Source organism: Exiguobacterium sp. s183 (assembly GCF_018617655.1).
Classification (GTDB): domain Bacteria; phylum Bacillota; class Bacilli; order Exiguobacteriales; family Exiguobacteriaceae; genus Exiguobacterium; species Exiguobacterium aestuarii_A.
This window is the reverse complement of sequence record NZ_JACSKN010000001.1, coordinates 502,741-526,132: the sequence shown is the minus strand read 5'-3', so window position 1 is coordinate 526,132 and position 23,392 is coordinate 502,741. Positions and strand designations below refer to the sequence as shown.

The 23,392-nt window shown below is 43.1% G+C and carries 21 protein-coding genes, 2 pseudogenes and 1 riboswitch; of the genes and pseudogenes, 3 read left to right on the top strand and 20 right to left on the bottom strand.

The genetic code is table 11. The features are described 5' to 3' along the window. Position 1 precedes the first annotated feature (1 nt). The 7 genes from KNP62_RS02740 to KNP62_RS02710 form a co-directional block, all read right to left on the bottom strand. Positions 2–736 (bottom strand): energy-coupling factor transporter transmembrane component T family protein, encoded by a 735-nt coding sequence (locus KNP62_RS02740; RefSeq protein WP_214782808.1) that lies wholly within the window; start codon positions 734–736, stop codon positions 2–4. Further along, the gene (locus KNP62_RS02735) at positions 718–2,061 is read right to left on the bottom strand and encodes an ABC transporter ATP-binding protein (protein ID WP_214782805.1); all 1,344 of its coding nucleotides are present in this window, start codon (positions 2,059–2,061) and stop codon (positions 718–720) included. Before KNP62_RS02735 ends, KNP62_RS02740 begins: the two co-directional genes overlap by 19 nt. After that, positions 2,054–2,629, bottom strand: a complete 576-nt coding sequence (locus KNP62_RS02730) for an ECF transporter S component (protein ID WP_214782800.1) — start codon at positions 2,627–2,629, stop codon at positions 2,054–2,056. Before KNP62_RS02730 ends, KNP62_RS02735 begins: the two co-directional genes overlap by 8 nt. Then, positions 2,622–3,212 (bottom strand): Ykof family thiamine-binding protein, encoded by a 591-nt coding sequence (locus tag KNP62_RS02725; protein WP_214782797.1) that lies wholly within the window; start codon positions 3,210–3,212, stop codon positions 2,622–2,624. Before KNP62_RS02725 ends, KNP62_RS02730 begins: the two co-directional genes overlap by 8 nt. Positions 3,213–3,294: 82 nt before the next feature. Further along, positions 3,295–3,395, bottom strand: a riboswitch (TPP riboswitch). 59 nt (positions 3,396–3,454) lie between these two features. Beyond that, complete coding sequence (locus KNP62_RS02720) at positions 3,455–4,654, bottom strand: GTP-binding protein (protein WP_214782794.1); 1,200 nt, start codon at positions 4,652–4,654, stop codon at positions 3,455–3,457. Between the two features lie 111 nt (positions 4,655–4,765). Further along, positions 4,766–5,032, bottom strand: coding sequence for a hypothetical protein (locus KNP62_RS02715; protein ID WP_214782791.1), 267 nt, complete (start codon positions 5,030–5,032; stop codon positions 4,766–4,768). A 12-nt stretch (positions 5,033–5,044) separates the two neighbouring features. Continuing rightward, positions 5,045–5,926 (bottom strand): SMP-30/gluconolactonase/LRE family protein, encoded by an 882-nt coding sequence (locus KNP62_RS02710; RefSeq protein ID WP_074034353.1) that lies wholly within the window; start codon positions 5,924–5,926, stop codon positions 5,045–5,047. 148 nt (positions 5,927–6,074) lie between these two features. Here KNP62_RS02710 and KNP62_RS02705 point away from each other — a divergent pair, with 148 nt between their 5' ends. After that, positions 6,075–6,674: a class I SAM-dependent methyltransferase gene (locus KNP62_RS02705; protein WP_214782788.1), complete on the top strand. Its 600-nt coding sequence runs from the start codon at positions 6,075–6,077 to the stop codon at positions 6,672–6,674. A 432-nt stretch (positions 6,675–7,106) separates the two neighbouring features. On the opposite strand, the gene KNP62_RS02700 is transcribed toward KNP62_RS02705, so the two are convergent. The 3 genes from KNP62_RS02700 to merR form a co-directional block, all read right to left on the bottom strand. Continuing rightward, positions 7,107–8,429, bottom strand: a complete 1,323-nt coding sequence (locus KNP62_RS02700; protein WP_009374086.1) for an ISL3 family transposase — start codon at positions 8,427–8,429, stop codon at positions 7,107–7,109. A 160-nt stretch (positions 8,430–8,589) separates the two neighbouring features. Beyond that, a complete protein-coding gene (gene merA, locus KNP62_RS02695) occupies positions 8,590–10,230 on the bottom strand; it encodes a mercury(II) reductase (protein WP_002440486.1) in 1,641 nt (546 codons plus the stop codon). Between the two features lie 28 nt (positions 10,231–10,258). Then, on the bottom strand, positions 10,259–10,651 hold the full coding sequence (gene merR / locus KNP62_RS02690; protein WP_001863748.1) for a mercury resistance transcriptional regulator MerR: 393 nt from the start codon (positions 10,649–10,651) through the stop codon (positions 10,259–10,261). A gap of 78 nt (positions 10,652–10,729) precedes the next feature. On the opposite strand from merR, the pseudogene KNP62_RS02685 reads away from it, so the two are divergent. Then, a pseudogene (locus tag KNP62_RS02685) lies at positions 10,730–11,023 on the top strand (transposase); the annotation flags it as partial. Between the two features lie 54 nt (positions 11,024–11,077). Here the strand turns inward: KNP62_RS02685 and KNP62_RS02680 are convergent. The 5 genes from KNP62_RS02680 to cadC all read right to left on the bottom strand — a co-directional run bounded on the left by KNP62_RS02680 (position 11,078) and on the right by cadC (position 16,800). Further along, a complete protein-coding gene (locus tag KNP62_RS02680; protein ID WP_435528659.1) occupies positions 11,078–11,743 on the bottom strand; it encodes a CadD family cadmium resistance transporter in 666 nt (221 codons plus the stop codon). A 74-nt stretch (positions 11,744–11,817) separates the two neighbouring features. After that, positions 11,818–12,636 carry a ZIP family metal transporter gene (locus KNP62_RS02675; protein WP_251125561.1) on the bottom strand — a complete coding sequence of 273 codons (819 nt, stop codon included), beginning with the start codon at positions 12,634–12,636 and terminating at the stop codon, positions 11,818–11,820. Between the two features lie 5 nt (positions 12,637–12,641). Beyond that, positions 12,642–14,051, bottom strand: coding sequence for a dihydrolipoyl dehydrogenase (lpdA, locus tag KNP62_RS02670; protein WP_029336149.1), 1,410 nt, complete (start codon positions 14,049–14,051; stop codon positions 12,642–12,644). A gap of 216 nt (positions 14,052–14,267) precedes the next feature. Continuing rightward, positions 14,268–16,439 (bottom strand): heavy metal translocating P-type ATPase, encoded by a 2,172-nt coding sequence (locus KNP62_RS02665; protein ID WP_214782785.1) that lies wholly within the window; start codon positions 16,437–16,439, stop codon positions 14,268–14,270. Further along, the gene (gene cadC / locus KNP62_RS02660) at positions 16,432–16,800 is read right to left on the bottom strand and encodes a Cd(II)-sensing metalloregulatory transcriptional repressor CadC (protein ID WP_003322301.1); all 369 of its coding nucleotides are present in this window, start codon (positions 16,798–16,800) and stop codon (positions 16,432–16,434) included. Before cadC ends, KNP62_RS02665 begins: the two co-directional genes overlap by 8 nt. Positions 16,801–17,489: 689 nt before the next feature. Between cadC and KNP62_RS15570 the strand changes: the two are divergent. After that, positions 17,490–17,833: pseudogene (locus tag KNP62_RS15570) on the top strand (DNA/RNA non-specific endonuclease); the annotation flags it as partial. A 75-nt stretch (positions 17,834–17,908) separates the two neighbouring features. On the opposite strand, the gene KNP62_RS02650 reads toward KNP62_RS15570, so the two are convergent. The 5 genes from KNP62_RS02650 to KNP62_RS02630 all read right to left on the bottom strand — a co-directional run bounded on the left by KNP62_RS02650 (position 17,909) and on the right by KNP62_RS02630 (position 23,086). Then, positions 17,909–18,514: a hypothetical protein gene (locus KNP62_RS02650; protein ID WP_214704250.1), complete on the bottom strand. Its 606-nt coding sequence runs from the start codon at positions 18,512–18,514 to the stop codon at positions 17,909–17,911. Between the two features lie 204 nt (positions 18,515–18,718). Continuing rightward, complete coding sequence (locus tag KNP62_RS02645; RefSeq protein WP_214782782.1) at positions 18,719–19,579, bottom strand: hypothetical protein; 861 nt, start codon at positions 19,577–19,579, stop codon at positions 18,719–18,721. Between the two features lie 1,823 nt (positions 19,580–21,402). Continuing rightward, a complete protein-coding gene (locus tag KNP62_RS02640) occupies positions 21,403–21,990 on the bottom strand; it encodes an SCO family protein (protein ID WP_214689690.1) in 588 nt (195 codons plus the stop codon). Positions 21,991–22,001: 11 nt separating this feature from the next. After that, entirely contained in the window at positions 22,002–22,418 is a 417-nt protein-coding gene (locus tag KNP62_RS02635; RefSeq protein WP_214782779.1) for a disulfide oxidoreductase, read from the bottom strand. Next, positions 22,415–23,086, bottom strand: coding sequence for a DsbA family protein (locus KNP62_RS02630; RefSeq protein WP_214689672.1), 672 nt, complete (start codon positions 23,084–23,086; stop codon positions 22,415–22,417). Before KNP62_RS02630 ends, KNP62_RS02635 begins: the two co-directional genes overlap by 4 nt. Positions 23,087–23,392: the final 306 nt, after the last annotated feature.

Genomic DNA, 23,392 nt, shown 5'->3' with positions numbered 1-23,392 from the left:
TTTATATGCCCGCCCAGATGGCGATTCCAAATAACGCGAATAATACACCTGACCAAACAAAATCACTTGATTTGACCTCAACCTTGTCATAAATCGTTCGTTTTCCACTCGTGAACCCTCTCGCTTCCATCGAAAAGGCGATGCGTTCTGCCCGTCGGATCGAACCTGCAAGGAGTGGCAACAGTAATTTCGGAACGTGCCGAAGGCGTTCCCATTTCGTGTTGAGCGAAATTCCTCGTAACTGATGTGCATAGTGGAGTTGCTGTAGCTCACGCTGCAACAAAGGGATGAAACGGAACCCGACAATGGCACTATAGGCGATTGTTGGCGATAACTTCGCCTGTTGCATCAAACTCATAACGAATCGCTTTGAATCCGTTGTCATCATGAAAAGAAGGGAGAGGACCGTGAACGCCAGGACGCGAAGACTAAGGGCAACGGCAACACGTCTCTCTTCAACTGTGATGTCCTGACCGAGTATGGTCATCCATGTCTCTCCCACAAGATTTTTCCCAAACACGAGCGTCGTCCAAAACGTACCGAGCGCCGTGATGAGAAATGGGATTAAGAACAGCCCCCATCTTTTCCACGATACGTCTGTCGCCACCAGCTGAATCAGTAGCGTACCGACAATGATGACAAGCGGGGTCCATGGGTTGTAAAACAGTGCCAGACCGAACATGATGAGCGTCAATGTCACAAACTTAACCGTCGGATTCATGTCATGGAGTGACATCGTTCTCCCCTCCCTTGCAATCGATAATCAAGGAGCATCTCTGTGTTCTGCCATAGTTCATCCCCGAACGGTCCCGAAAGCTCCCCATCCTTCATCAAATAGAACGTATTGGCGATATTGGCGAACGATAGGTCATGGGTTACGAACAGGATAGTCTGCCCTTGTTCCGCATGCCGCTTCATCAGCGCCTCGAGTGCATGGAGTGACACTTCGTCCTGACCTGCAGTCGGTTCATCGAATGCAAGCAATTGCTTATTTGATAGCGACTGAATTCCAACTGCGAGCCTCCGTTTTTGACCATGGCTAAGGGATAACGGATGGAGGAATCTCTGATTATGAAGCTCCATGTCAGATAACACGGTCTCAATTGATGTTTCGTGACCAAACTGCAACTCTCGCTCAACGGAGTTCATAAAAAATAGATGTTCTGGTGATTGTGGCACGAGTCCGACCCGATGATCGTGTTCGGTTATGCTTCTTAAAAATGTCGACTTCCCGCTCCCATTCGGTCCGAGAACGGCAATCACTTCTCCAGCTCGGACGTGGAGCACCGTCTCGTTGAGCTGAAACGAATCACGTCTGACCTCATTAACCTTGTAGCGTTGAATAGCTGAGAGTGACGCGTTCGACTTCACAAATGCAAAATCCTCGACCGGACGGAATGATTCATTCCTAACGACACACCCTCGCTCTAACTCAATATGCCAGTCAAAGTAATCTCCCCATAGATGAGGACGATGCTCGACGACAATGACATTCAGATCTTTCATTTTGTCGAGCCATTTTACAAATTCTTGCGCGGTCACTGGGTCTAGATGCGTCAACGGTTCATCGAGCAGTAGCCACTGAGGCCTTCCGACTAAAGCGCAAGCGACAGCGATCCGCTGTTTCTGTCCGCCTGACAACGAATCAATTTTGCGGTTTCGATAATCACTCAACTGTAACGATTCGAGGATTTCCGTCACGCGTTGTTCGATGTCTGAGACAGGTGTCGACAAGTTCTCAAGTGTGAAAATCAGTTCTTCTTCCACCCGCTCCATGACAAATTGCGTATCCGGGTCTTGAAACACCGTTGCGACCTGCTGATTGATCTCGCCAGGTGCATAGTCGTCGTATGATCGTCCAAGTAGTTCGAGTCTACCATCAAGGATTCCGTCACAATTCTCCGGATAGAGACGGTTGAATAGCGCAAGAAGTGTCGACTTCCCGCTCCCGCTCGCCCCACTAAGAATCGTACGACCTTGACGGATTGAAACGGTCACGTCTTCAAGAATCGCCTCAGAACTCTCTGGGAATCGAAAATGAAGTGACTCTGTCTCAACCATGGACGTTCCCACTTCGTGAAATCGCATAACCGCGAAGTGATCCTGTCTTCAGCAATAGGTCACTGAGCAACTTCCCACCGATTCCAGCGATGACCATCCCACTGACGGCTCTCAGCCCGAACATCGTCGCCACATATTCTGGTTCGAGCATCGCAAATCCGCTCATGAAGTAAGTGTATACGAAACTCGTGACGGCCGAGCCAAATCCTGCTAGCATGAGAACCCAAAGCTCATATCGACGATAACCTGTCATCGCAAAGACAGCTTCCGCCCCAAGACCTTGGACGATGCCGACCAAGATGATGCGCGGTCCGATTGCATTCCCAATCAACATTTCAATCGTCGCTGCCATCACCTCCGAGATGAAGGCCGCACCCGGCTTCCGGATGATGTACGCCGAGATGATTGACACGATGAACCAGATACCGAAGATCCATTCATAGGCGATGGGTCCGATCAACCCTGCCCACAAGTTACCGATATGAACGAACAATAAATAGACGACCGCGAAGACAACAGATAATACGGAGACAAGGACGACTTCTTTCAATTTCCACGATTTAAGCATGTCGCCCTCCATGTGACGGACTATTTACGCTGAACGTCACCGTCATGACAACATGTCGGTTCTTTTCGCGCGCCCGCTTAAAAGCCGCCTCATAGTACGAGAACACGTCATCTAAGTTCCCATGGACGCCTGATGCATAATGCATCGACTCGTTATAGACACCAGCCTGTTTTGCTTGCTCGATTTCCTCATAGATAAGCTCCATGTAATTGTCAGCACCCATCGGATACAGTGCGAACTGCGAGGACACGTACTGGTCTCTTGATGCACCGTTTGATGGTTCGCTCGGTGCCTCGAGAGCCTCATCTCCCGTTGAATCTCCCGGACAACCGACAGAGAATGTTCCGCTCATCGAGACGTGCTTCCCTTCCTCGGAAGCAAGACTCAAGACCGTTCGAGCGACGTCAAACACATGCTCGACTCGTCCACGGATGACCGTCGACACGTCATCCGTATGTCTCCACACACCTGACAGATCCGTTCGTTTTAGTGCACCTTTGATTGTCCCGACAAAATCGTCTGTCATCGGGCTTAGTGTGAATCGAAACCCGACAATCGGACTCGTACCACATGATTCATTCATTCTTTTTCCCCCTCTAAATGTGTTTGCATAAAAAAAGCCGCATTCATGAGAATGCAGCAACAAAATCTATACAAACTTGCATAGAGAAAGTGCCGCACTTCCTCACGCCAGTATTACCTGGATCGAGTTATAAGGGATCGGAGCCATGCTCACATCTCAGCCGAAGCACCCCTAGTGCAGTCATTGATATGCGGTTACTTATGCAGTCACAGTATAGCGATGTTTCGAAGCTTTGTAAACGGTCAATCTGAATAGGTGACGTATTGACCCGTACCAGGGAGCGGGTCATGGAGCGTATCCCACGATGTTTCCATCTCCTCATCCGTCAACAAAAATGCGTCAAGTGAACGCTCGACAGTCTCCCGGTCCATTCGTTGACCGATGAGGACCAACTCGTTCTGTCGGTCTCCGTACGGTTCGATGTAGTCTTCGCGCAGTTCAGGTTCTGTTGCAAACATAGCCTCTCGTTCGCTCTGCGGAAGTGTCGCTAACCAGCGCCCCGCATGTTCGAGCGTTGATGCATATCCAGCTTGTGAAAACAGACAAGCAAGGTCGTTTCGTGTCGCAATCCACAAGAAACCTTTGGCACGAACGATTTCTTCAGGGTAATGTTCCATCCAATTCATCAAACGCTCAGGATGGAATGGTCGACGCCGACGGTAAACGAACGAACTGATGCCATACTCTTCTGTTTCCGGCGTATGTTCTTCCGACTCGAGTTCTTGAATCCAACCTGCAGCGCGCATCGCTTGGTCAAAATCGAACAACCGGACGTCAAGCAGGTCGTCTAACACCACATTCGAGTAGGTCGACGTCAACAACTTAGCACTCGGATTGAGCGTTTTCAGTAATCCCTTCATTTCCTGCAGTTCTTCTTCAGATACCCTGTCCGCCTTGTTCAATACGATGATGTCCGCAAACTCGACTTGGTCGACGAGAAGGTCGACGACTTCACGTACGTCACCTGTATCGACGGCTTGTTGACGTTCCATAAGCGATTCACCGGAATTGAAATCTTTGAAGAAGCGGTACGCATCAACGACGGTGACCATCGCATCGATATAGACACGTTTCGTCAAATCGATTCCGAGCGCGTCGTCAGCATACGTGAACGTCTGTGCAACGGGAATCGGTTCAGAGATACCAGAAGACTCGATGATGATGCCATCGAGGTCGCGATCTTTCGTTAAATCATAGACGGCTGTCAACAAATCTTCGCGAAGCGTGCAACAGATACATCCGTTCGAAAGTTCGACTAATTTTTCATCGGTCCGGGAGAATCCTCCCTGCTCGATCAACTTCTCATCGATATTCAGTTCACCCATATCGTTCACGATGACGGCATATTTCTTTTGATCTCGGTTATGTAAGATGTGGTTAAGCAGCGTCGTCTTGCCGCTACCAAGATACCCCGAGAGTAATGTAATTGGAATTCTTTTCATGATTTATCCTCCATTTAAATCGTAATGATTACTTTTTATATAATGGAATGGTAACATCTTTTTGTCAACAAAAAAACACGCCACACGGACGTGTTTTCGAAGAAAGTATAATCATTCTTCCAACGCTCTTCGTTCTGCCTCTGAACGCGGATAAGCGTTCGCCTGCCATTCAGCCCGATAAATCGAGTCGAGTTGAGTCAATCCGACTTCATCCTCGTCTTTGTCTGCATCGACGCTCGGCACCTCATCCCACTTCGGGTCGAGGTACGAATGGTCTTCTTCACGTGCTCGGTTTTCTTGGATCTTTTGAATCCCCATCTTAACTGCTGCTGCAATTGCGAACCCAATACCTGCTCGAACCAACAGTCGTTTCACCATCGTATTTCCTCCTCAGCGACCGAAACGATACAATGGCATCCCTTTCACTTCTGTGTCGACGATAAATACCGATCCTGCATCCGGATATTCGGCAAGCGCTTCTTCATCCATTCCTTCACGAGCCGTCGTGATGGCTAATCGATTCAGCCCATCCCCGATAAAGGCGCATGAGGTGACATTCGGCGCAGGAACATGCACTTCCAATAGTTTCACACCTGTTGACGGGTCCCAACGTGACACTCGTCCACCAGCAAAATGTGCAATCCATAGGCAGCCTTCAGAATCGGACGTCATCCCGTCAGGAAAACCTTCTTCCTCGGAAAAATCAATGACGACCTCTCCGTTTGAGAGCGTTCCTGACTTCAAATCAAAATCATATTTCCAAATTTTTTCAGTCGGTGTATCGATATGATAAAAAACGGAATGGTCAGGAGACCACGTCAACCCGTTCGAAAGTGTGAGCTCATCCATGAGTGTCGTCGTCGTACCATCCCGATCGACACGATATAATGTCGCTTGATTCTCTTTGTCTTCGAGATGAAGCGTTCCGGCGAAGATTCGACCGTATGGATCGGCTTTTCCGTCATTGAACCGCAATTGACCGTCCGGATCATCCAACTCGACAATCTTCTTCAAGTCCCGATTAATCTCATCCCATTCATAAATGCCGTCCTTCAAACCGAGGACAACGCCATCCGTCACTTTTGGAATGACGAAACCGACTTGTTTCCCGACTTCAAACGACGAGATTTCGTCTTCTCGCTCATCATACCACCACAATGTATGGCCTTCGATATCTACCCAATAAAACCGCTTCAGCTCGGCATCCCAACACGGACCTTCACCAAGCGTATTTCGTACACGAATCCACAACGACGCATCTACTTTCTCCATCACTTAGCCTCCACTCTATCCATTAGTTCAGAAATCTATTCCCCTCTCGCATCGGGACTATGCATGAATCCAGAAAATCGTGATGGATTTTCACCGTCGTCCGTTCGTTTTGCTATAGTGAAAGAAACGTAGCGAGGGAGTGAATGGCTTGTCGAAATGGGATAAACGATTTAGTTCGGAAGAGTATGTGTATGGGACCGAGCCAAACGAATTTTTACGCGAATGGGTCACGTTTCATCAACCTGAAAGAAAACATGTATTGGCCATCGCTGAGGGCGAAGGTCGAAACGCGGTATGGCTCGCCACGCTCGGCTTTGAAGTCGAGATATGGGACACTTCTATAGCAGGGATCGCCAAAGCGAAGCGCTTGGCGACGTCACGAAACGTATCCATTCAGACGAAACAAATCGATTTGAATGAAGCCGATTGGCCAAACGAGGCGTATGACATGGTCATCTGTATCTTTGGCCACTTCCTTCCACACGTCAGAAAAAAAGTGTTTGCGGGTATCCAACAAACGCTTCGACCTGGTGGTTTGTTTCTGAGTGAAGTCTACGCTACACATCAACTCGCTTACGGGACAGGTGGACCAAACGACGCCGCACTTCTTTACACCGAAGAGATGTTCCACCAACTAGAGGACGATTTCGTACCGCTCCTCTTACATGAGACGGTCGTCTGGCGAGAAGAAGGCACGCTCCATCACGGCGAATCTGCTGTGATTCAATATGTCGGGCAAAAATGGTAAACGAACGGCCTTTTCGTTTAAACGAGCCCAGTTTTATGGACTGAGTAACTCGAACTCTATACGGCAATCAGATGGCTCCAGTATTACCCCGGGGTCATCTCTTTTATATTCCGCTGTTTGTGTTCGTCAATGAAAATAAGGGCTTTAGGCGATTAATTCTGCGCCTGACATATTTGTATACGGTCGTTCTTACTCTATATACGCTTTAAAAATAGCGCTGTGCTCTTCCTCAGTTTATATAACGAAGAAAAGTTGAGTCTATTTTATAAGCGACAACTAAAAACATCTTGTATACGTTTCGACGTCGAAACGTATACAAGATGTTTTAATTTAACGATGAAGTAGACTTGTATCCCCTATGTTGATTTTAAGTCACTTTGGATTGTGGTACTTAGTTTTATTGGGTATTCGGATTTTATGGTGGAAAAGGGCTTATAAATCACCCTTCTCCAAATTCTTAATAAGTGTGGAAAAATCGACACCAAAGTTGTCTGTAATGTCGTGATCATTCACTTCATACCAATTGAAAGTATCGTATAACATAGCTTTATTGAAAGCACTTGAATTAAATCGTGGCTTACGCTTTTTATGGAGCTTCTCATTGAAAAGGATTTTGGCTCGTAAGGCATCAAACGAGTAACCTCTACCCATTCGTTCTACCTGCCTAATAATGCTGTTAATTGACTCCGTATAAGCATTAGTGAGCCTTTTATCAAAGTAGTTGAATATTTCGACATGCCAGTTGTCTACGGCTCTCACGAGGTCTTTATATGCGTCTTTAGAGTTGCTGGACATACAACGGTGTCTCCATTGACTATAACGAAGATGACCTTCATCTGGATCAGGAGTATCCCATATCCAGTAAAACTCTTCTTTGAGTTCATAGGCTTCTTTTAAAGCAGGAAGATTACCTAACCAAGTATCTAAGAGGAATGATTCACGTTCATTTAGATCGTGTTTACGCTTTAGAAGGATAAACCTTTCACGCATAAGGGTACGTCTTTCTTTTTGGCTCATATGGGCTTTCAAAGACTTTCTGACGTTATCTAAGGCTTGATTAGCCATTCTAACTACATGAAACTTATCTACGACAACTTTAGCGTGTGGAAGGATAGTGTTCACTGCGTCTTTGTAGGGCTTCCACATATCCATTGTGACGTACTCAATGTAAGTCCTGTCACTGATTTCTGAAAGACGTTGGATGACTGTTTCCTTGTTACGGTTAGGCTTGATGTCATAAATAGTCCTGCGTTCAATATTAGTCAATACAAGCCGAGGTCTACGGATAATATGTATCTCGTCTATCCCAAGCCACTTAGGAGTTTCAAACTGGTATTCACGTTCTTTGAGTGCCACATAGTCCTTAAAAACGTTCCTAATGGTTTTCTCGTCAACACCAACGCTTTCTGCGACTTCTACAAAGGTCTTAGACATGGATTGCTCTTGAATGGACTTTAAAAGCCTTTTGGTCATACTACGCTTTTCATCTACAGATATTAGGCGTTCCCAGAAGGTAGATCCGCATTCACGACACTTGTATCGTCTACGGTTCAATTGTAAGCCCACTCGCTTTAAACGAATGGGCAAATCCATAATTAGTTGATTTCTTGAACTGTGTTTGTACAACTTGTCAAAACCACATTCAGGACAACGTTCAGGTGGTCCGACTGCTTCAACTTTAAACATCATATCGGTTTCATTTTCTTGTGGCGGTTCTATTGTTTTAATGTCTGGTAGGGATAATAAGTCTGACATATTATTCATCCTTTATTACTCTGTGGTGTTAAGGTATCAATTATAGATTTGATGTCGAAATCATCAGTGTTAAATTATTTTTTGTGACCACAAATGCACTTAGAAAATCCCTTAAAGCATTAGCTGGTTCACTTGAATAGGGAGTTGTAAAAAAGTTCCCTTAGCCTGCACAACAAGATAATTTCGAAATATCTTTATCGAACGTAAGTGCAGCTAATTTTAGCCCTTCAGCCATTGTTAAATATGGTGCTAGGGTTTCTGTTAAATCTTCTATCGTTAAGCCAAATTTAACAGCTAATGATGCTGCATAGATGACATCTCCTGCATTCTCAGATACAATATGAACCCCTAATACTTTTAGTGTTTCTGCATCTGCTACTAGTTTAAATACACCGGTTGTTTCACGGTTTACAATTGCTCTTGGAACAGCATCTAAAGGTAATACAGATGTCTTCACATCATACCCTTTCTCTTTTGCTTGTTCTTCTGTTAAACCAACCGTTGCAACCGTCGGATTCGTAAACGTAACAGCAGGAACTACCGATAAATCTATTTTTTTGTTTAATCCACCAATAGCATTATCAGTAATAATTCCACCTTCATAGGCTGCTACATATACAAATTGTGGTCCTAAAGTCACATCTCCTGCTGCATAAATCTTTTCATTACTTGTTTGACCAAAATCATTGATCAGGATTTCATTATTTTTTCCAGTTTCAACACCTGCTGCACTTAAATTTAAAGAATCCGTATTTGGTTTTCTTCCAGTGGCAACAAGTAACTGATCTGATTCAATGACTTCTCTACTGCCATTTACTGTTACGTAAACCCTTTTTATCTCTCCACTTTGTTCAACACGCTCAAAAGTTGCCCCTTTGACAAGGTTTATACCCTGTTCAATTAACGCTTTTTCAACTGACTCTGAAATCTCAGGATCATACTCCTTTAAAAGTCGCTCACTTCTTTGCATAAGCGTTATTTCTGAACCTAAATGATGAAATAGTTGTCCAAGCTCCATTCCAATGTATCCTGAACCAATTACAGTTAATCGTTTTGGTATTTTCTTTAACTCAAGAAGTGTTGTACTAGTTAAATAGTCCATTTTTTCAAGTCCTGAAATTTGGGGCAACGAAGGCGATGCACCTGTTGCAATTAAAAAGCGTTTTGCAGATAACTTTGCCCCATTGACCTCAACCGTACTAGCATCAACGAATTTTGCTTCACCTTTAATTAAATCAAAATTATATTCATCAATTAAATCCATATATTTTTGATTCCGAAGTTCGCTCACTAATTTATCCTTTTGCGTGATTAAACTAGCTAAATCCACTTCTCCAGCGGATGTTTGTAAACCTATAAACGGATTGTCTTTTGATAAATGATTGATTTCCCCTGCCCTAAGAAGAGTTTTTGACGGAACACAGCCAATATTCACACAGGTTCCCCCAACCGTTCCACGCTCAATCATTCCAACTTTTGCACCGTATTCTATAGCTTTAATTGCCGAAGAAAAGGCAGCAGCACCAGAACCAATAATAAGAAGGTCATAATTGTCTTCATTAATTAACGCCACGTTTTCTAGCGATGATACTTCTTCAATTTCTCCGGCTTGGTAATTTGCTTCATCAATCGCCTTTATTGCACTTTCAACCTCAATATCATCGGGCAGTTCAAATACTGCTTCACCACGACGATAACTAGACTCAATATTTTTAGCACCTATCTTTTCAAGTGCTGATTCTACGTGTTTTTCACAACCCGTACAAGTCATTCCTGAAATGTTTACCTTAAATTTATTCATAAAAAAGCTCCTTTCGTTAATTAATCTCTCATGTTAATGTTTCTATTATTGGACACGAATGTAATTGCTTTTCATCTGGACATCGTTGTTTTAAGTCGTCTAACATAGTTTCAATTCGTTTTAAATCCTCTATTTGTTTTTGCACTTCCTTTTGTTTTTTAGAAACAAATTCGAACATATCTTGACAACGAACTTCATCTTTATCTACAACACCAAGTAATTTATAAATCTCGCTTAAAGAAAAACCAAGTTCCTGTATTCGTTTAATAAACCCAACACGCTTAACGTCATCATATGAATATATCCGATAACCAGCTTCCGTTCGGTGAGGTTCTTGTAATAAATTTTTTCGCTCGTAATATCTGATCGTTTCTTTATTAACTCCACATTTATCTGCAAACTCACTAATGCGATAAATCATCTTATTTCACCCCATGAATATTATAAACCGTGTACCATAGTACACGGTCAAGTAAACGTACGATTGCATCAAGAACACCCACTGATTCATAGTGATCGTGGATTCCAATACACCTCTAAGGCGTTCAAGCGTAAATTAGAGGCGGCAGGAATGACTTAAAGTATGTCACGGGTTGGTCGCTGTATTGATAACGGACCAATGGAATCTTTTTTCGGCACGTTAAAATGTGAAAAGTATTATTTACATAAGTATCAGACCTTTGAAGAACTTAACATTGCCATAAATGAGTACATCTATTTTTATAATCACGAAAGATACCAAAAACGATTAAACGGCCTCAGCCCTAAAGAATATAGAGCGAAAGCCGCTTAAATCACTTTTATTATTTCCACTGTCTACTTGACGGGGGGCAGTTCAGATTATTTTTTAATAATTTATTAAACTCAAAAGGGCACTAAACGTTTCGTTCTCTGCCATGATGTATACCCCTAATCCAACAAAGACTATAGGGATAATCCATCTTCCGTATTTCTCCAAAACTTCAGAAACATGTCTGAAGGAAGCTAAACGATATCCTACAAAACACCAGACAGCAACCATTATAAAGAAGATAATAACCGTAATTACCAGTTCATTCACACTTAAAGTTGTAAAATAAGGCACATAGATGCCGATATTGTCCCCGCCATTAGCGAATGTGATGAAGGCTACACTCATAAATAGTTTGTTAAATCTCCCTGAGTTTAAACTGGAGAGGATCGCACCTTCATCTTCATCTTCACCCTTAATAAACAGTTTAATCCCTAAATAGATCGGAATTAAACCAAGCAATCCAACCCATTTTTCTGGAATCAACATGACGCCAAAAGTTCCCAAAAGACTGATTAAAACCAGCAAGGCAAAACCTAAGTATTGCCCAATGACTATATCTTTAGGGTAGATCCGGTTACTCTTTGTCTGCGCGTTCATCTTTAAACCGCCAGTCGCTCTAGCCTGTGCATTTGCCTGAGAGAACAGCAGCATCAAAACAAAAATATCATCAATATTGGTTACTAAGAAAGCCCCAATTGCGGAAATAATAGTCAAAGCCACTTTTATCAACTCCATGGTAAGTTATTAAAACATTCACACGTATGTTTGAATGTTATGAATAGGTTCTCCCCTGCTTAGTGTAAATATACGGGAAGTAGCTCCCCTATCCAGTGAAGAGCAAAATATAGCAATATCCCTACAAAAAAGAAAAGAATAACGACTCTGTCTTCAGTGGCACTAACAACAGGCAGCAAGTCAACGGTAGATATGTATAGAAATATTCCTGCTGTAATGGAAAGAGCTATCGAGAGGATGCTGCTATCTACCATAAAAAATTGTGTTAGAGACACGGCTGCGATCGCGCCTGTTATCGTTGATAGACCCAATAAGAAAGATGCTCCTATCGCCTTCTTCTTGCTTTCAAAGCTTGCAAATACGATGGAAGAAATCGTTAAACCATCCGGAATTTTATGTATTAATACAGCAATCAATACAACAAATCCTATTCTCTCGTCTATTTTGAAACTGGCCACAATAGAGACACCATCAAAAAACGTGTGAACCAGCATGCCCAATAAAGCACTAAAGGTTGTGCTTTGAGAATGAGAATGTTTATGAGTCTCTTCTCCGAAATGAAAATGGGGTGCAAGAAACTGCTGGAACAAAAAGATCAAACCAAATCCAATAACAATATATAGGGCACTGGATTCCTGAATTTCTAATGCTTCTGGTATTAAATCCATAATCGCAATAGCGAAAAGTATCCCGGCGCTCAGCGCCATTAAGCCATTTAAGCCCCTTCTAGACCAATTTTTTTTAAGAAAGATCACAAAGCCACCCAGGACATTTGCGAAAGCCGCAGTTAGGACGTAAAACAAAATGTCCATTAATTCCCCCACTCCATTAAATGAAAAGTTTAACCTGCACTTATGAAAAGTGCCGGTCTGCTGCATTCACATTATTTCTTTTTATTCAGCATGTGAATGGCGTGCCCCATCACACCTTCCGCCGCTTCCATCAATGGCTCAGGCAACGTTGGATGGGCATGGATTGTAAGGCTTAGATCTTCGGCAGTTGCTCCAGATTCAATGGCAAAAACTGCTTCAGCAATAAGCGACGATACTTCTGGTCCTACCATCTGTGCGCCTAACACCCTTTTGCTGTTCTTCTCGGCTACAATCTGCACAAAGCCATCTGCATCTGAAACAGATAATGCCCTTCCGTTCGCTTGGAATGGAAAACGGCTGGAAACCGTTTCGTATCCCTGTTCTTTTGCTTCTTTCTCTGTTAATCCTGTGTAGGCAACTTCAGGATCACTGAAGATAACAAAAGGCATGGCTTGAAAATCAATGATGCTGTTTTGTCCGCTAATCACTTCTGCAGCTACTTTTCCTTCGTAGCTAGCTTTATGGGCAAGGAGGTATCCGCCAGCACAGTCACCTATTGCATAAACATGCTCCACGTTTGTCTGGCATTTCTCATTTATCTTAATAAAACCACGCTCGTCTAATTCTACTCCGATATTTTCCAACCCAATTTTCCCTGTGTTCGGCTTTCTTCCTATAGAAACTAAGCAATAATCTCCGTTAACCACTTCTTCCTTGCCATCAACCTGTACACGAACTTTTACTTCATCCCCTGTGTTTTCTCCGCCTTGGACCAGAGCATTGGTTACAACTGTGATACCTAGTTCTTTTAGATGCCGTTTTACCACATTTGTAAGCATAGGATCGGTACCTGGAAGAATCGTGTTGGACCCTTCGAGAATGGTCACTTTTGATCCGAATTTGGCATAAGCAGTGCCCAGCTCCAAACCAATATAACCACCGCCTACCACAACCAAATGTTTTGGTACTTCCTGCAGCACCAATGCCTCAGTGGAAGAAATGATTCTTTTTTTATCAAATGGCATACTTTTTAGTTCGAAAGGCAAAGATCCTATCGCAAGGATTAAATCTTTGTAGGAATATACTTGTTCTTCGTTATTCATTTTGATTTTAGCCGTATAGGGTTTAGTAAGATAGGCTTCTCCACTGATTACCTCTACTCCATTGCCTTTCAGTAAGGTCTTAACCCCGCTGGTTAACTTATTCACGATGCCGTCTTTCCACTTTACTACTTCCGGCATATCTACTTGAACTTCACCAGAAACCTTGATGCCCATTGCACTGGCGTGTTGAATATGTTTTACCCGCTCAGACGCACTAATAAGAGCTTTTGATGGGATACACCCCCGGTTAAGGCAAACGCCCCCTAGTTCTGCTTTATCTACCAGAACCACTTTTTTCCCCAACTGGGCCGCCCGTATGGCCGCCACATAACCTCCAGATCCTGCTCCTATTACTAACAAATCGACATCTTTTGTCATTTTAGCTTCCTCCTCCGGTGATTTCAGAATGAAATAAACGAACGGTCTTTCACGAAAAAACAGAACCGTTTTCGTGCAATATATAATCCTAAAACTGCTGTGAACCAACCTGTAACGTATACCCATTTTTAATCATTTTTAATGTAACTAACCCCCAAATTTCTATACATGGTAAGAAAAAGGGCTTTCCAGACAACCAGAAAGCCCTTTTCCCTTTTATTCCTTGACCCGCATAAGCCGCATACTATTTAGCGCTACCAGAAGAGTTGCCCCCATGTCTGAAAGGATGGCAATCCAAAGTGTTAACCAGCCCGGTATGACCAATAGCAAGGCAATAAATTTAATGGCAATTGCAAAGGTGATGTTAGCTTTGATGATATTTAGGGATTTACGGCTTAGTTTCACAGTGAATGGAAGTTTTCTTAAATCATCTCCCATTAAAGCAACGTCTGCCGTTTCCAGTGCTGTATTTGTACCAGCTCCACCCATTGCAATCCCAACGGTAGAAGCTGCTAACGCAGGGGCATCATTGACACCATCTCCAATCATGGCTACTTTTCCGTACTCGGATCTCAATTGTTTAATATAGTTTAATTTGTCCTCTGGCATCAGTTCTGCCTGAATATCCGATACGCCAACATGGCCGCCGATCGCATTCGCGGTACCTTGGTTATCGCCTGTAAGCATAATGGTCTTTTTGATGCCAAGTTGATGCAATTTCTGAATAACGTCTTTACTTGATTCACGTACTTCATCCGCTACCGCAATCACAGCAAGTATTTCTTTTTCAGTTCCGACCACCATAGCTGTCTTGCCTTGGTTTTGAAGAGTAGTAACATTTTGCTCTAAGTCTTTATCGAAATCATTAGTCAATAATTCCTTAAAGAGTTTCGGGCTACCGATGTAATAAGTCGACCCGTTTACGATACCCTTTATACCCTTTCCTGTGATAGAAGAGAAATCCTCTACCTGTACGTCAGAATAATTAATGTTCTCCGCTTCTGCTTTTTTCATAATGGCTGAAGCAAGAGGATGCTGGGAACGATATTCTAATGCAGTAATGATGGACAGCAATTCTTTTTCATTTGCCTGCTTGTTCAACACATTAAAATCAGTTACCACTGGGACACCTTTTGTTAGTGTGCCCGTTTTATCAAATGCAATGGCCTTTAAGGCACCCATTTCTTCTAGATAAATACCGCCTTTTATAAGAACGCCCTTTTTCGCTGCATTCCCGATTGCTGAAACAATGGAAATCGGAGTGGAAATAACCAATGCACAAGGACAGCCGACAACAAGAACAGCTAATCCTTGATAAATCCATGTTTCCCAACTGCCATCAAAGAATAATGGAGGGACTATAGCGACTAAAGCTGCAATGATCATAATAATCGGTGTGTAATATTTCGCGAATTTTTCGACAAATGCTTGAGATGGGGCACGTTCTCCCTGTGCTTCCTCTACAAGATGAATAATTTTTGCAATCGTTGTGTCTTCTACCAGCTTAGTTATTTTTACCTCAAGCAAGCCTTCTTCATTTAAAGTACCTGCAAACACTTCATCATCAACCGTTTTCGCAACAGGAACAGACTCGCCCGTAATGGCCGCCTGGTTAACAGCCGAATAGCCGCTTACTACAGTCCCGTCCATGGCAATCTTCTGGCCGGGTTTCACGATCATAATATCACCAATGGCAATGTCATCCACATGGATCATCATTTCTTGTCCATTTCGTCTAACGAGTGCCTCTTTTGGTGCAATATCCATTAATGAACGAATGGATTGTCTTGCTTTATCCATAGAGAATCGTTCAAGAGCTTCACTAATCGCAAAGAGAATAACAACAATGGCCACTTCTCCCCATTCCCCAATGATAGCGCCACCTATAACAGCCACTGTCATAAGGGTTTTCATGTCAAACTCAAAGCGAAACAAGTTTTGCAAACCGACTTTGAAAAGCGATAATCCTCCGATCAACATGGATGCTAAAAATAATAATGTAGTAACGAGGTTCTCTTCCCCATTCACACTCTGGGACAGGTAACCGAACGCAATCAATAAGGACGCAAAGAGCAGCGTACTGTGCTTTTTATAAAATGGCAATTTATCTTCTTTCGTATCTTCTTTTACCTCTTGTGATGCTTGGCGAGCAGATTTTTCAGGTGTCACTTTGAGATTCTCAAATGCACCTGCTTTTTCTAGTTCTTCTATCGTTGCATTACCATAAACAACAATTTTAGATGCACCAAAATTTACTTTTGCATCCTCAACTCCAGATAGCTGTTTTACATTTTTTTCGAATTTACCCGCGCAGTTTGCGCAAGTAAAACCTTGTACACGATAGGCCTTCATTTCTTGTTCAGATGTTATTGCCTTTTGATCAGACATTGACATTCACTTCTTTCTTATGTTCTAGTACAATCATCATTATTTGTCTAATATGTTCATCGTCTAACGAATAAAACGCTAGTTTTCCTTCTTTTCTATATCTTACAATCCCCTGCTTATGAAGGGTCCTTAAATGATGAGAAGCATTTGCCACCGTAATACCAATAATATTTGCTATATCACACACACATAACTCTTCATCTTGACACAAAGCATAGGTAATCTTTGCCCTATTTTCATCCGCAATTGCTTTTAACATTTGGGCAACACTAACAATATCGATTGTTTTTAAATCACCTTGTATTCGATTGACCTTTTCCTCGTCATAACAAAAAATTTCACAAGTATCTTTCTTATTCACATTATCACCCCATTGATATTCAAGTGTTCACTTGAATATAGTATATACCTTTCCTTGGTCAATATTCAAGTGAATATTTGAATGAAAAACATAAAATGATTTTTCTAATAGTAATTCCCGTTAACGAACGTTAGAAAGACATATTTGTTTATCTTTTCACAAAAAATGAAAAGGGCTTTAAATAGTCCTTTTCATTTTGTCTTAATTGTCCATTAACTCATCTTTTTATCAATGTTCGTTTTTTATATTTGATGAGTAAGCAAACGAACAGAGGTCCTTAATGATGAAATTGGATATACACGAGTCTCAAACAACTTGGATTCACAGTCAGATAAATAAAAGAATTGGTAATACTGAAACTATTCATTCAAGAGAAAGGAAATGAATTTCACTTACTCAGCCGCACCTCAAGCTATACCTTTATTTTCCTGATGTTCCCAATAGAGCATTTCCTCTACAGTAGAGAACACAGAAAAAATACTTACGACAGAGGAAAAACATCAAGACGTCCGAGCCGGGCACCACGGAATCAAGTGCGGCGACTATTACAGAAGGACCTATCGATATCAAATATGGGGATTGCGAGTATTGTGCGTCCACGAATGAGCATTGTAAATTGATCCGTGTCACGTCAGACGGTCGTTAAGGTTTCAGGCGTCGAATACAGTAAGCTCGACAGGTGACATGTTATCCGTAAGGACGGCGGCGCGATTGACTTTAAAATGATCATCACATATCTAGATACGAAAACTTATATTACATCACATTACCAATACACATATACGGTCAAAAGAAATGTGGTTACCGACTCGTTCGACAAGGTCAATCCGGACGAGTTGAACGAGGCACTCACAGAAAGTGAGTTGGAATCCCCAGCCACGAACGAGCCTGCTGGTGATGAGATACGAATGGAGACGGTCAGGTGACGATTCAATAGGCGAAAGACGCCGGTTTCACGATGCCGATAATGAGCGACCATTGGCTTTATCCTTATATGCGTGATAACGACAATGACGGGATGGTCGGGGAATGATTTCAACCCAAAAATTAAAACAATGATGATTGTAAAAAAGACATTCTCCATTTCTAAGAGAATGTCTTTTTATATTCATTTACGTTTTCGATTCACTTTATCGAGCCGAATTTTCTCAATTAACGCGTGGATGATTTGCTCATCTCTTCCACCGAAATCTTTATTGAAGGGAATCCGCTCTCCTTCGAACATGAAGTAATCGAGCAGGTACGGGACTCGAGGTGTTGCGTGGCCCCACGTGTGCTCCGAGCAACGTTCCCACACCTCGGCTTCGAACTCTTTTGAATAGCGCATATGCTCGACGGCAGCCTTGACCTCCGATTTCTTCAGGACAAAATAGTCTTCAAAGACGAATTTACCGAGAAGCTCATACCACATCTCCTCGCGGACCCGTTCTTTAATCGCTTCTACATCGACTTCAACATGATACGGGGCCTCTTCTTCATTCTTGATGACATCCCTTGCTTCCCCTGTCACCGACTCCGGATGCAGCTCCCACCCTTCAGGCATCCGTTCTTTGATGAACTGTTCGAGCGCCTCCTCACTGATCCGATATCCTTTTTTACGTGACTCGAGCGGTTCTGCCTGGATCACGCCTTTTCGTACCCAGTGGACCGTCTCCTTATGACTTGTGAGCTTGTTCTTCGATAAGATTTCAAATGCCTCATCAATCGTATACATGATAAGCCTCCTTTTAACACAACGATGATTTTATTAAATAATACCATGACCATTGTATTAAAGTAAGCTGTTACTTTAATCGGTTTCAAATTGATAAGAAATTACTAAATGGATACCAAACAAAAACACCATTCCGGAGAATGGTGTACCTCTAGAAAATTGTTTTCATTTCTTAAAAAATATTTTTAATACTTATTATACTGCTTAACGAGACTTATCTCCTACTTGCGAATACGTTTGAGTAACTTTAAGTCCAGTTGACGTAGAAGCATCCCATCTCACTTTACTTGTTATTGACATATCAAATGACATTAATCCAATTCCGTTATAGCCACCGACAGTAACGTTGTATAATCCCATAGCGTTAATATCGTATCCGATTTTTTCAGCACGTGAATCAATTGCTTGCGAAGAAGCTTTGATTGCTGTCGGAAAAATACTCGACGTCCCACTAGTACTGTGCCCAGTTAATCTTAAGCCATCAGATCTTGTGGTATAGGTAGTCACAAGACCACAAGTAGAATCAGGGTACAATAACGCACGGATACTATATGCAATTTTATAAGAATATGTACCAAAACTTCGTGTTAATTGAAGACTTTGAACAGTAGCTTTATTTTGAGGAGTTTTTGCCAATTCAACTAATTCGTTTGATGTCACCACTGTAATTTCTGCTCCAGTTTTAGGAAGTGTATACGTCACTTTAGAATTCCCTCCTAAATTTTCATCATCAGCGATAGAAAAAACAGAGATTTCCTCTTCTAACAATTCGTTATATTGATTAAGAACTTCTGGGCTAGTATTTTTAATTAATGTTAATTCTTCTGGAAGTAAACCTTCATTTGATGAGAGTACAGAATAACTGAAAGATTTAGAGTTGTTTATTTTAGTCAACTTTTGATTAGTTTTGCTAGCTTTTTTCTTATCCATTATTTCTTTACTTTCTTGTGAAAATTCACTCAAGCTATCAATAAAGTAGTTTACATTTTCTTCAGCGCCAACTGATGGGATAAATAGATTAGCAGAAAGTAAAGTTGCTAAAGTTAAAGTGGAAATTTTTTTCATTTTATTCCTCTGCTTTTGAGTTATAATAAGTATTAAAGAAGCAAATAGCCTCTATTTCTTTCTTACAGAATAATATTAGAACATTATTTTCTTTTAATAAACAAATTTTAGGATTTTTTTTGGATTTGATTAATAATAAATACCTTTTTTATTCATCTTTATTGCTTATATGCGTAGGATTAACAAGTAATATCCTTCTTGAAAAATTAGGTATGTTTTCAAACAGTACATTTAGCATCTTAAGTATTCCTATTGGTTCAGTTGATAATTATTTTTATCCCGGATTATTTTTATTGTTTTTGACCACGATAGGTCTGTATTTATTGCCCTTCTCATTCCTTCTTATTAAATGAGAAAAAAGCCACTATTAGTTTCACATTCTTAGTAGCAGTTATAATCTTCCCTCACATTCCATTTTAATTTTTCAGTAAGTAAATGCTGGTTAGCATTAATCTTGGCGAGTGCGTCTGCTAGTTCGTCATCACTGACCTATGAGAAGTTTAAACCCTTCGGGAAGAACTAGCGGAGAAGACTGTTGAGGTTCACATCGCTCCCCTGCTACCGTGATGAATAAGGGTCGGCGAAATAAAGTGGCATGCCAAGTGAGGACCGGATGCGCTCGTAACAGCTGAACGCCTTGCCTCAGTCCGTCGTCGCCGTCATGAATGTACCCCTCTGGGAAGACGCCATGGAACGTGTTGATCACCTCCAAAATCGAGGCCGCACTGCGGTTCGCGATTGGTAGGACGAGGTAGAACCGGTCCTTGCGCTCGATGAACGTCGCGACGCAAGCCTCCGACCTCCCGCGGCCGGTCCGAGACGGTCAGCCCGACGTTGATGCGCCCGACGATCTGTTCCGGGGACCAGGTCGCCCGCAGTTTCTCGATGATCGTCAGACGCATCATGTCGTCGAGCTTCGTCTTAGCGCCACAGTTCTCTTTCGCCCTCACATAGCGTTCCTGTGCACGTTCCGATTTTTACCCGGGGTTCCGTCTGATCTCCCGCGAGACGGTCGAGGACTGCCGCCCAAGCCCCAGATAGGTCTCTATTTCCACGCGCTCGGTTGTGGTAAGATGGGTATAGCTCATGGCGACTCCTCCGTCTGAATGTTTGCGTCGTAACTTCATTCTACACTAGGCCGCCGCTATGGGCTTTTTTTGCGTTCACGTTGGGGTATTGCACTTAATTTTATAATTCATCTAATATAAATAATGGTACGATTTACAACTTCCACTTTGAAACTATTGAATTATATTTAATCACAGAATGTCATAATTTTAAAAAAAGTATATCCATCCAAATAAATATACGCACAATAGTCAGTTGTTGAAGATACACTATAATTTACGGATGCCGCTTGATTTAGTCCGATGCTCGCGTCCCCGTTTGTGGTAATTGTATTGTTATTATAAAAATCTCCGTTCACAATCAAAAAATTCGACCATCGTTTTGTAAATGCGTGTCTCGATTTTCCGTAACAGTTGGTTCGCTGGCACGAGTTCGTCGAACGTTACTATCTCCAATTGAGTTCGGTTGGTTTTCCGATTTTGTTGATTTCCTGATCATTCGATTCTCCTACATAACTGTTTCTATGTCCCTCATTATAAAAAAGCGATGACGTTACGAAAAAAGGATTGATGCGTGGACCGACCAAGGGCACGGCGAGACTTCCAGGGGATCAGCAAGCAAAGGGAGGTCCAGCAGCGACAATGTCTCGATGCGGCTCCCTGTTTGTCCTCAGAAAAGCGAACTGTGCCCGGTCGGGCAAATAAAAAAGACTGCAGACAATGTGATGTCTACAATCTGAGACAGCACGGGCCGTCTTAAGAGTTCTGTAAAATCTTGATGTCGTTGACGATGTCCTCGATCGGCACGTCTTGGAATCCTTGATACGCCTTGATGATTTTCCCGTCCTGATCGACGAGATAGAACCACGTCGCGTGATCCACTTGGGTGCCTTCTGACGGTTTGCGGACGAGCGCTTTGAAGTTTTGTTGCGCAAACGCCTCAATCTCTTCTTGCGAATAGCCCGTCAAGAATTGCCAATCGGCTTTCGCCAAGTCGTAATCAGCCATGAACGCTTGAATCTTGTCCGGCGTATCGACGGTCGGGTCGACGCTGAACGACACGAATTGGACGTCTTCGACGCCTTCCTCGACGAGCGCTTCATTGAGTTTCGTCATGTTGTACGTCATCGGTGGACAGACCGTCTCACAGTTTGTGAACACGAAGTCGGCCATCCATACCTTCCCTTTCAAATCATCGAGACTGACCATCTCTTCATTTTGATTCATATAATTGAACGACTCGATCTCCCAATTGAGCGGGTCTTCAATTTCATTGCTGCACGCGGCGAGCACCGCCATCAGGCTAATCAAGCCAATGAGCATCCATTTCTTCACACGTTCCATCTCCTTCATTGTCAGTCGCGTCTCACGCGCCAGACGAGGAGCGTGATCAAAGTAAATGCCGTCAAGGCAAGGAACGGGATCGTGACGAACCCGAACCAGTTGATGTATTGCACGTTGCACGGTACGCCTTGCACGCACGGCTTGATATCGGCGAAACCGGGTACTTTTTGAACCAAATAATGGTACAGTGAAACCAGACCTCCGAGGATGGAGAGCGGCAATACATACTTCTTCACCGCCCGGTCGTCCGTGAACACGGCGACCCCGAGCAAGATGACGAGCGGATACATAAAGATGCGTTGAATCCAGCAGAGCTCACATGGCACGAACTCGCGAATCTCGCTGAAATAAAGGCTGCCGAGCGTCGCCGTGAGGGCGACGAGCCAAGCGAGATACAGACCATAACGGGTCAAGAATGAATGCTTCATGGCGTGCCTTGCTCAATCAATCGCTCAATCGTCTCGTAGTCGAACGGGTCTTCGAGCATGACGCCGTTAATCATGATCGATGGCGTGAACTGGACACCGTGCTCTTTGACAAGCCCGTCATCGAGACTCACCTGTTCGAGCACCGTCGAGTTTTCACTCAAATCGTCCTCGAGCTTCGCCACGTCGACCGATGTCGTCTCGCTCGCAATCTCTGTCAACCGCTCGACCGTGACCCATGCCTCGTCGTGCTGCTGACTCGCCGGTTGCGCGTCGTAGAGCGCCTTATGGAAATCCCAGAACGCGTCCGGGTCTTGTTCATACACCGACTCTGAAGCGAGCGATGCCAAAATCGACTCTTGTCCGTGGAACAGGACGTTGATGTAGCTGAAACTGATTTTTCCGGTGTCGATATAGTCTTCCTTCAACTTCGGATAGACCGTTTCGCCCCACTGTTTACAAGACGGGCATTTATAATCCCCGAACTCCACGACCGAGACGGGTGCGTCCGCATCGCCGAGCGTCGGCTGGCCTTCCGTCGACACGTGTTCTGTCGTCGCCGGTGCCGCCGTTTCGGCTTGTTCGGTCGGTTGATTCATCAGGACGACCACGACGGCCACCAAGGCGACCGCGAAGAGCGTCGCGATGACCAATAGTTTATTCTGTTTCATTATGTCTCACCTCTATTTATATCGATTCGTCTTTCATTATAACGAAAGCGCTATCTGTTTCCACGAAATCGACCTTGTTTTTTCTCAATTTTACTTCATGTCATGGAAAAGATGACGATGACGTCGCATCAACTCGTGAACAAGCTCAGACAATCTTCATTCAAAAAAGAGTGTCTTTCCTAGTGAAATTATGTCTCGAGTTCACTATACCTAGACGATTCTTCATCCCTCTGTGAACGCTAGAATAAAATTGACAGTTTTTGCTCGATACGATTTTACACTATTGCCGAAAAATCAGAACAGAAC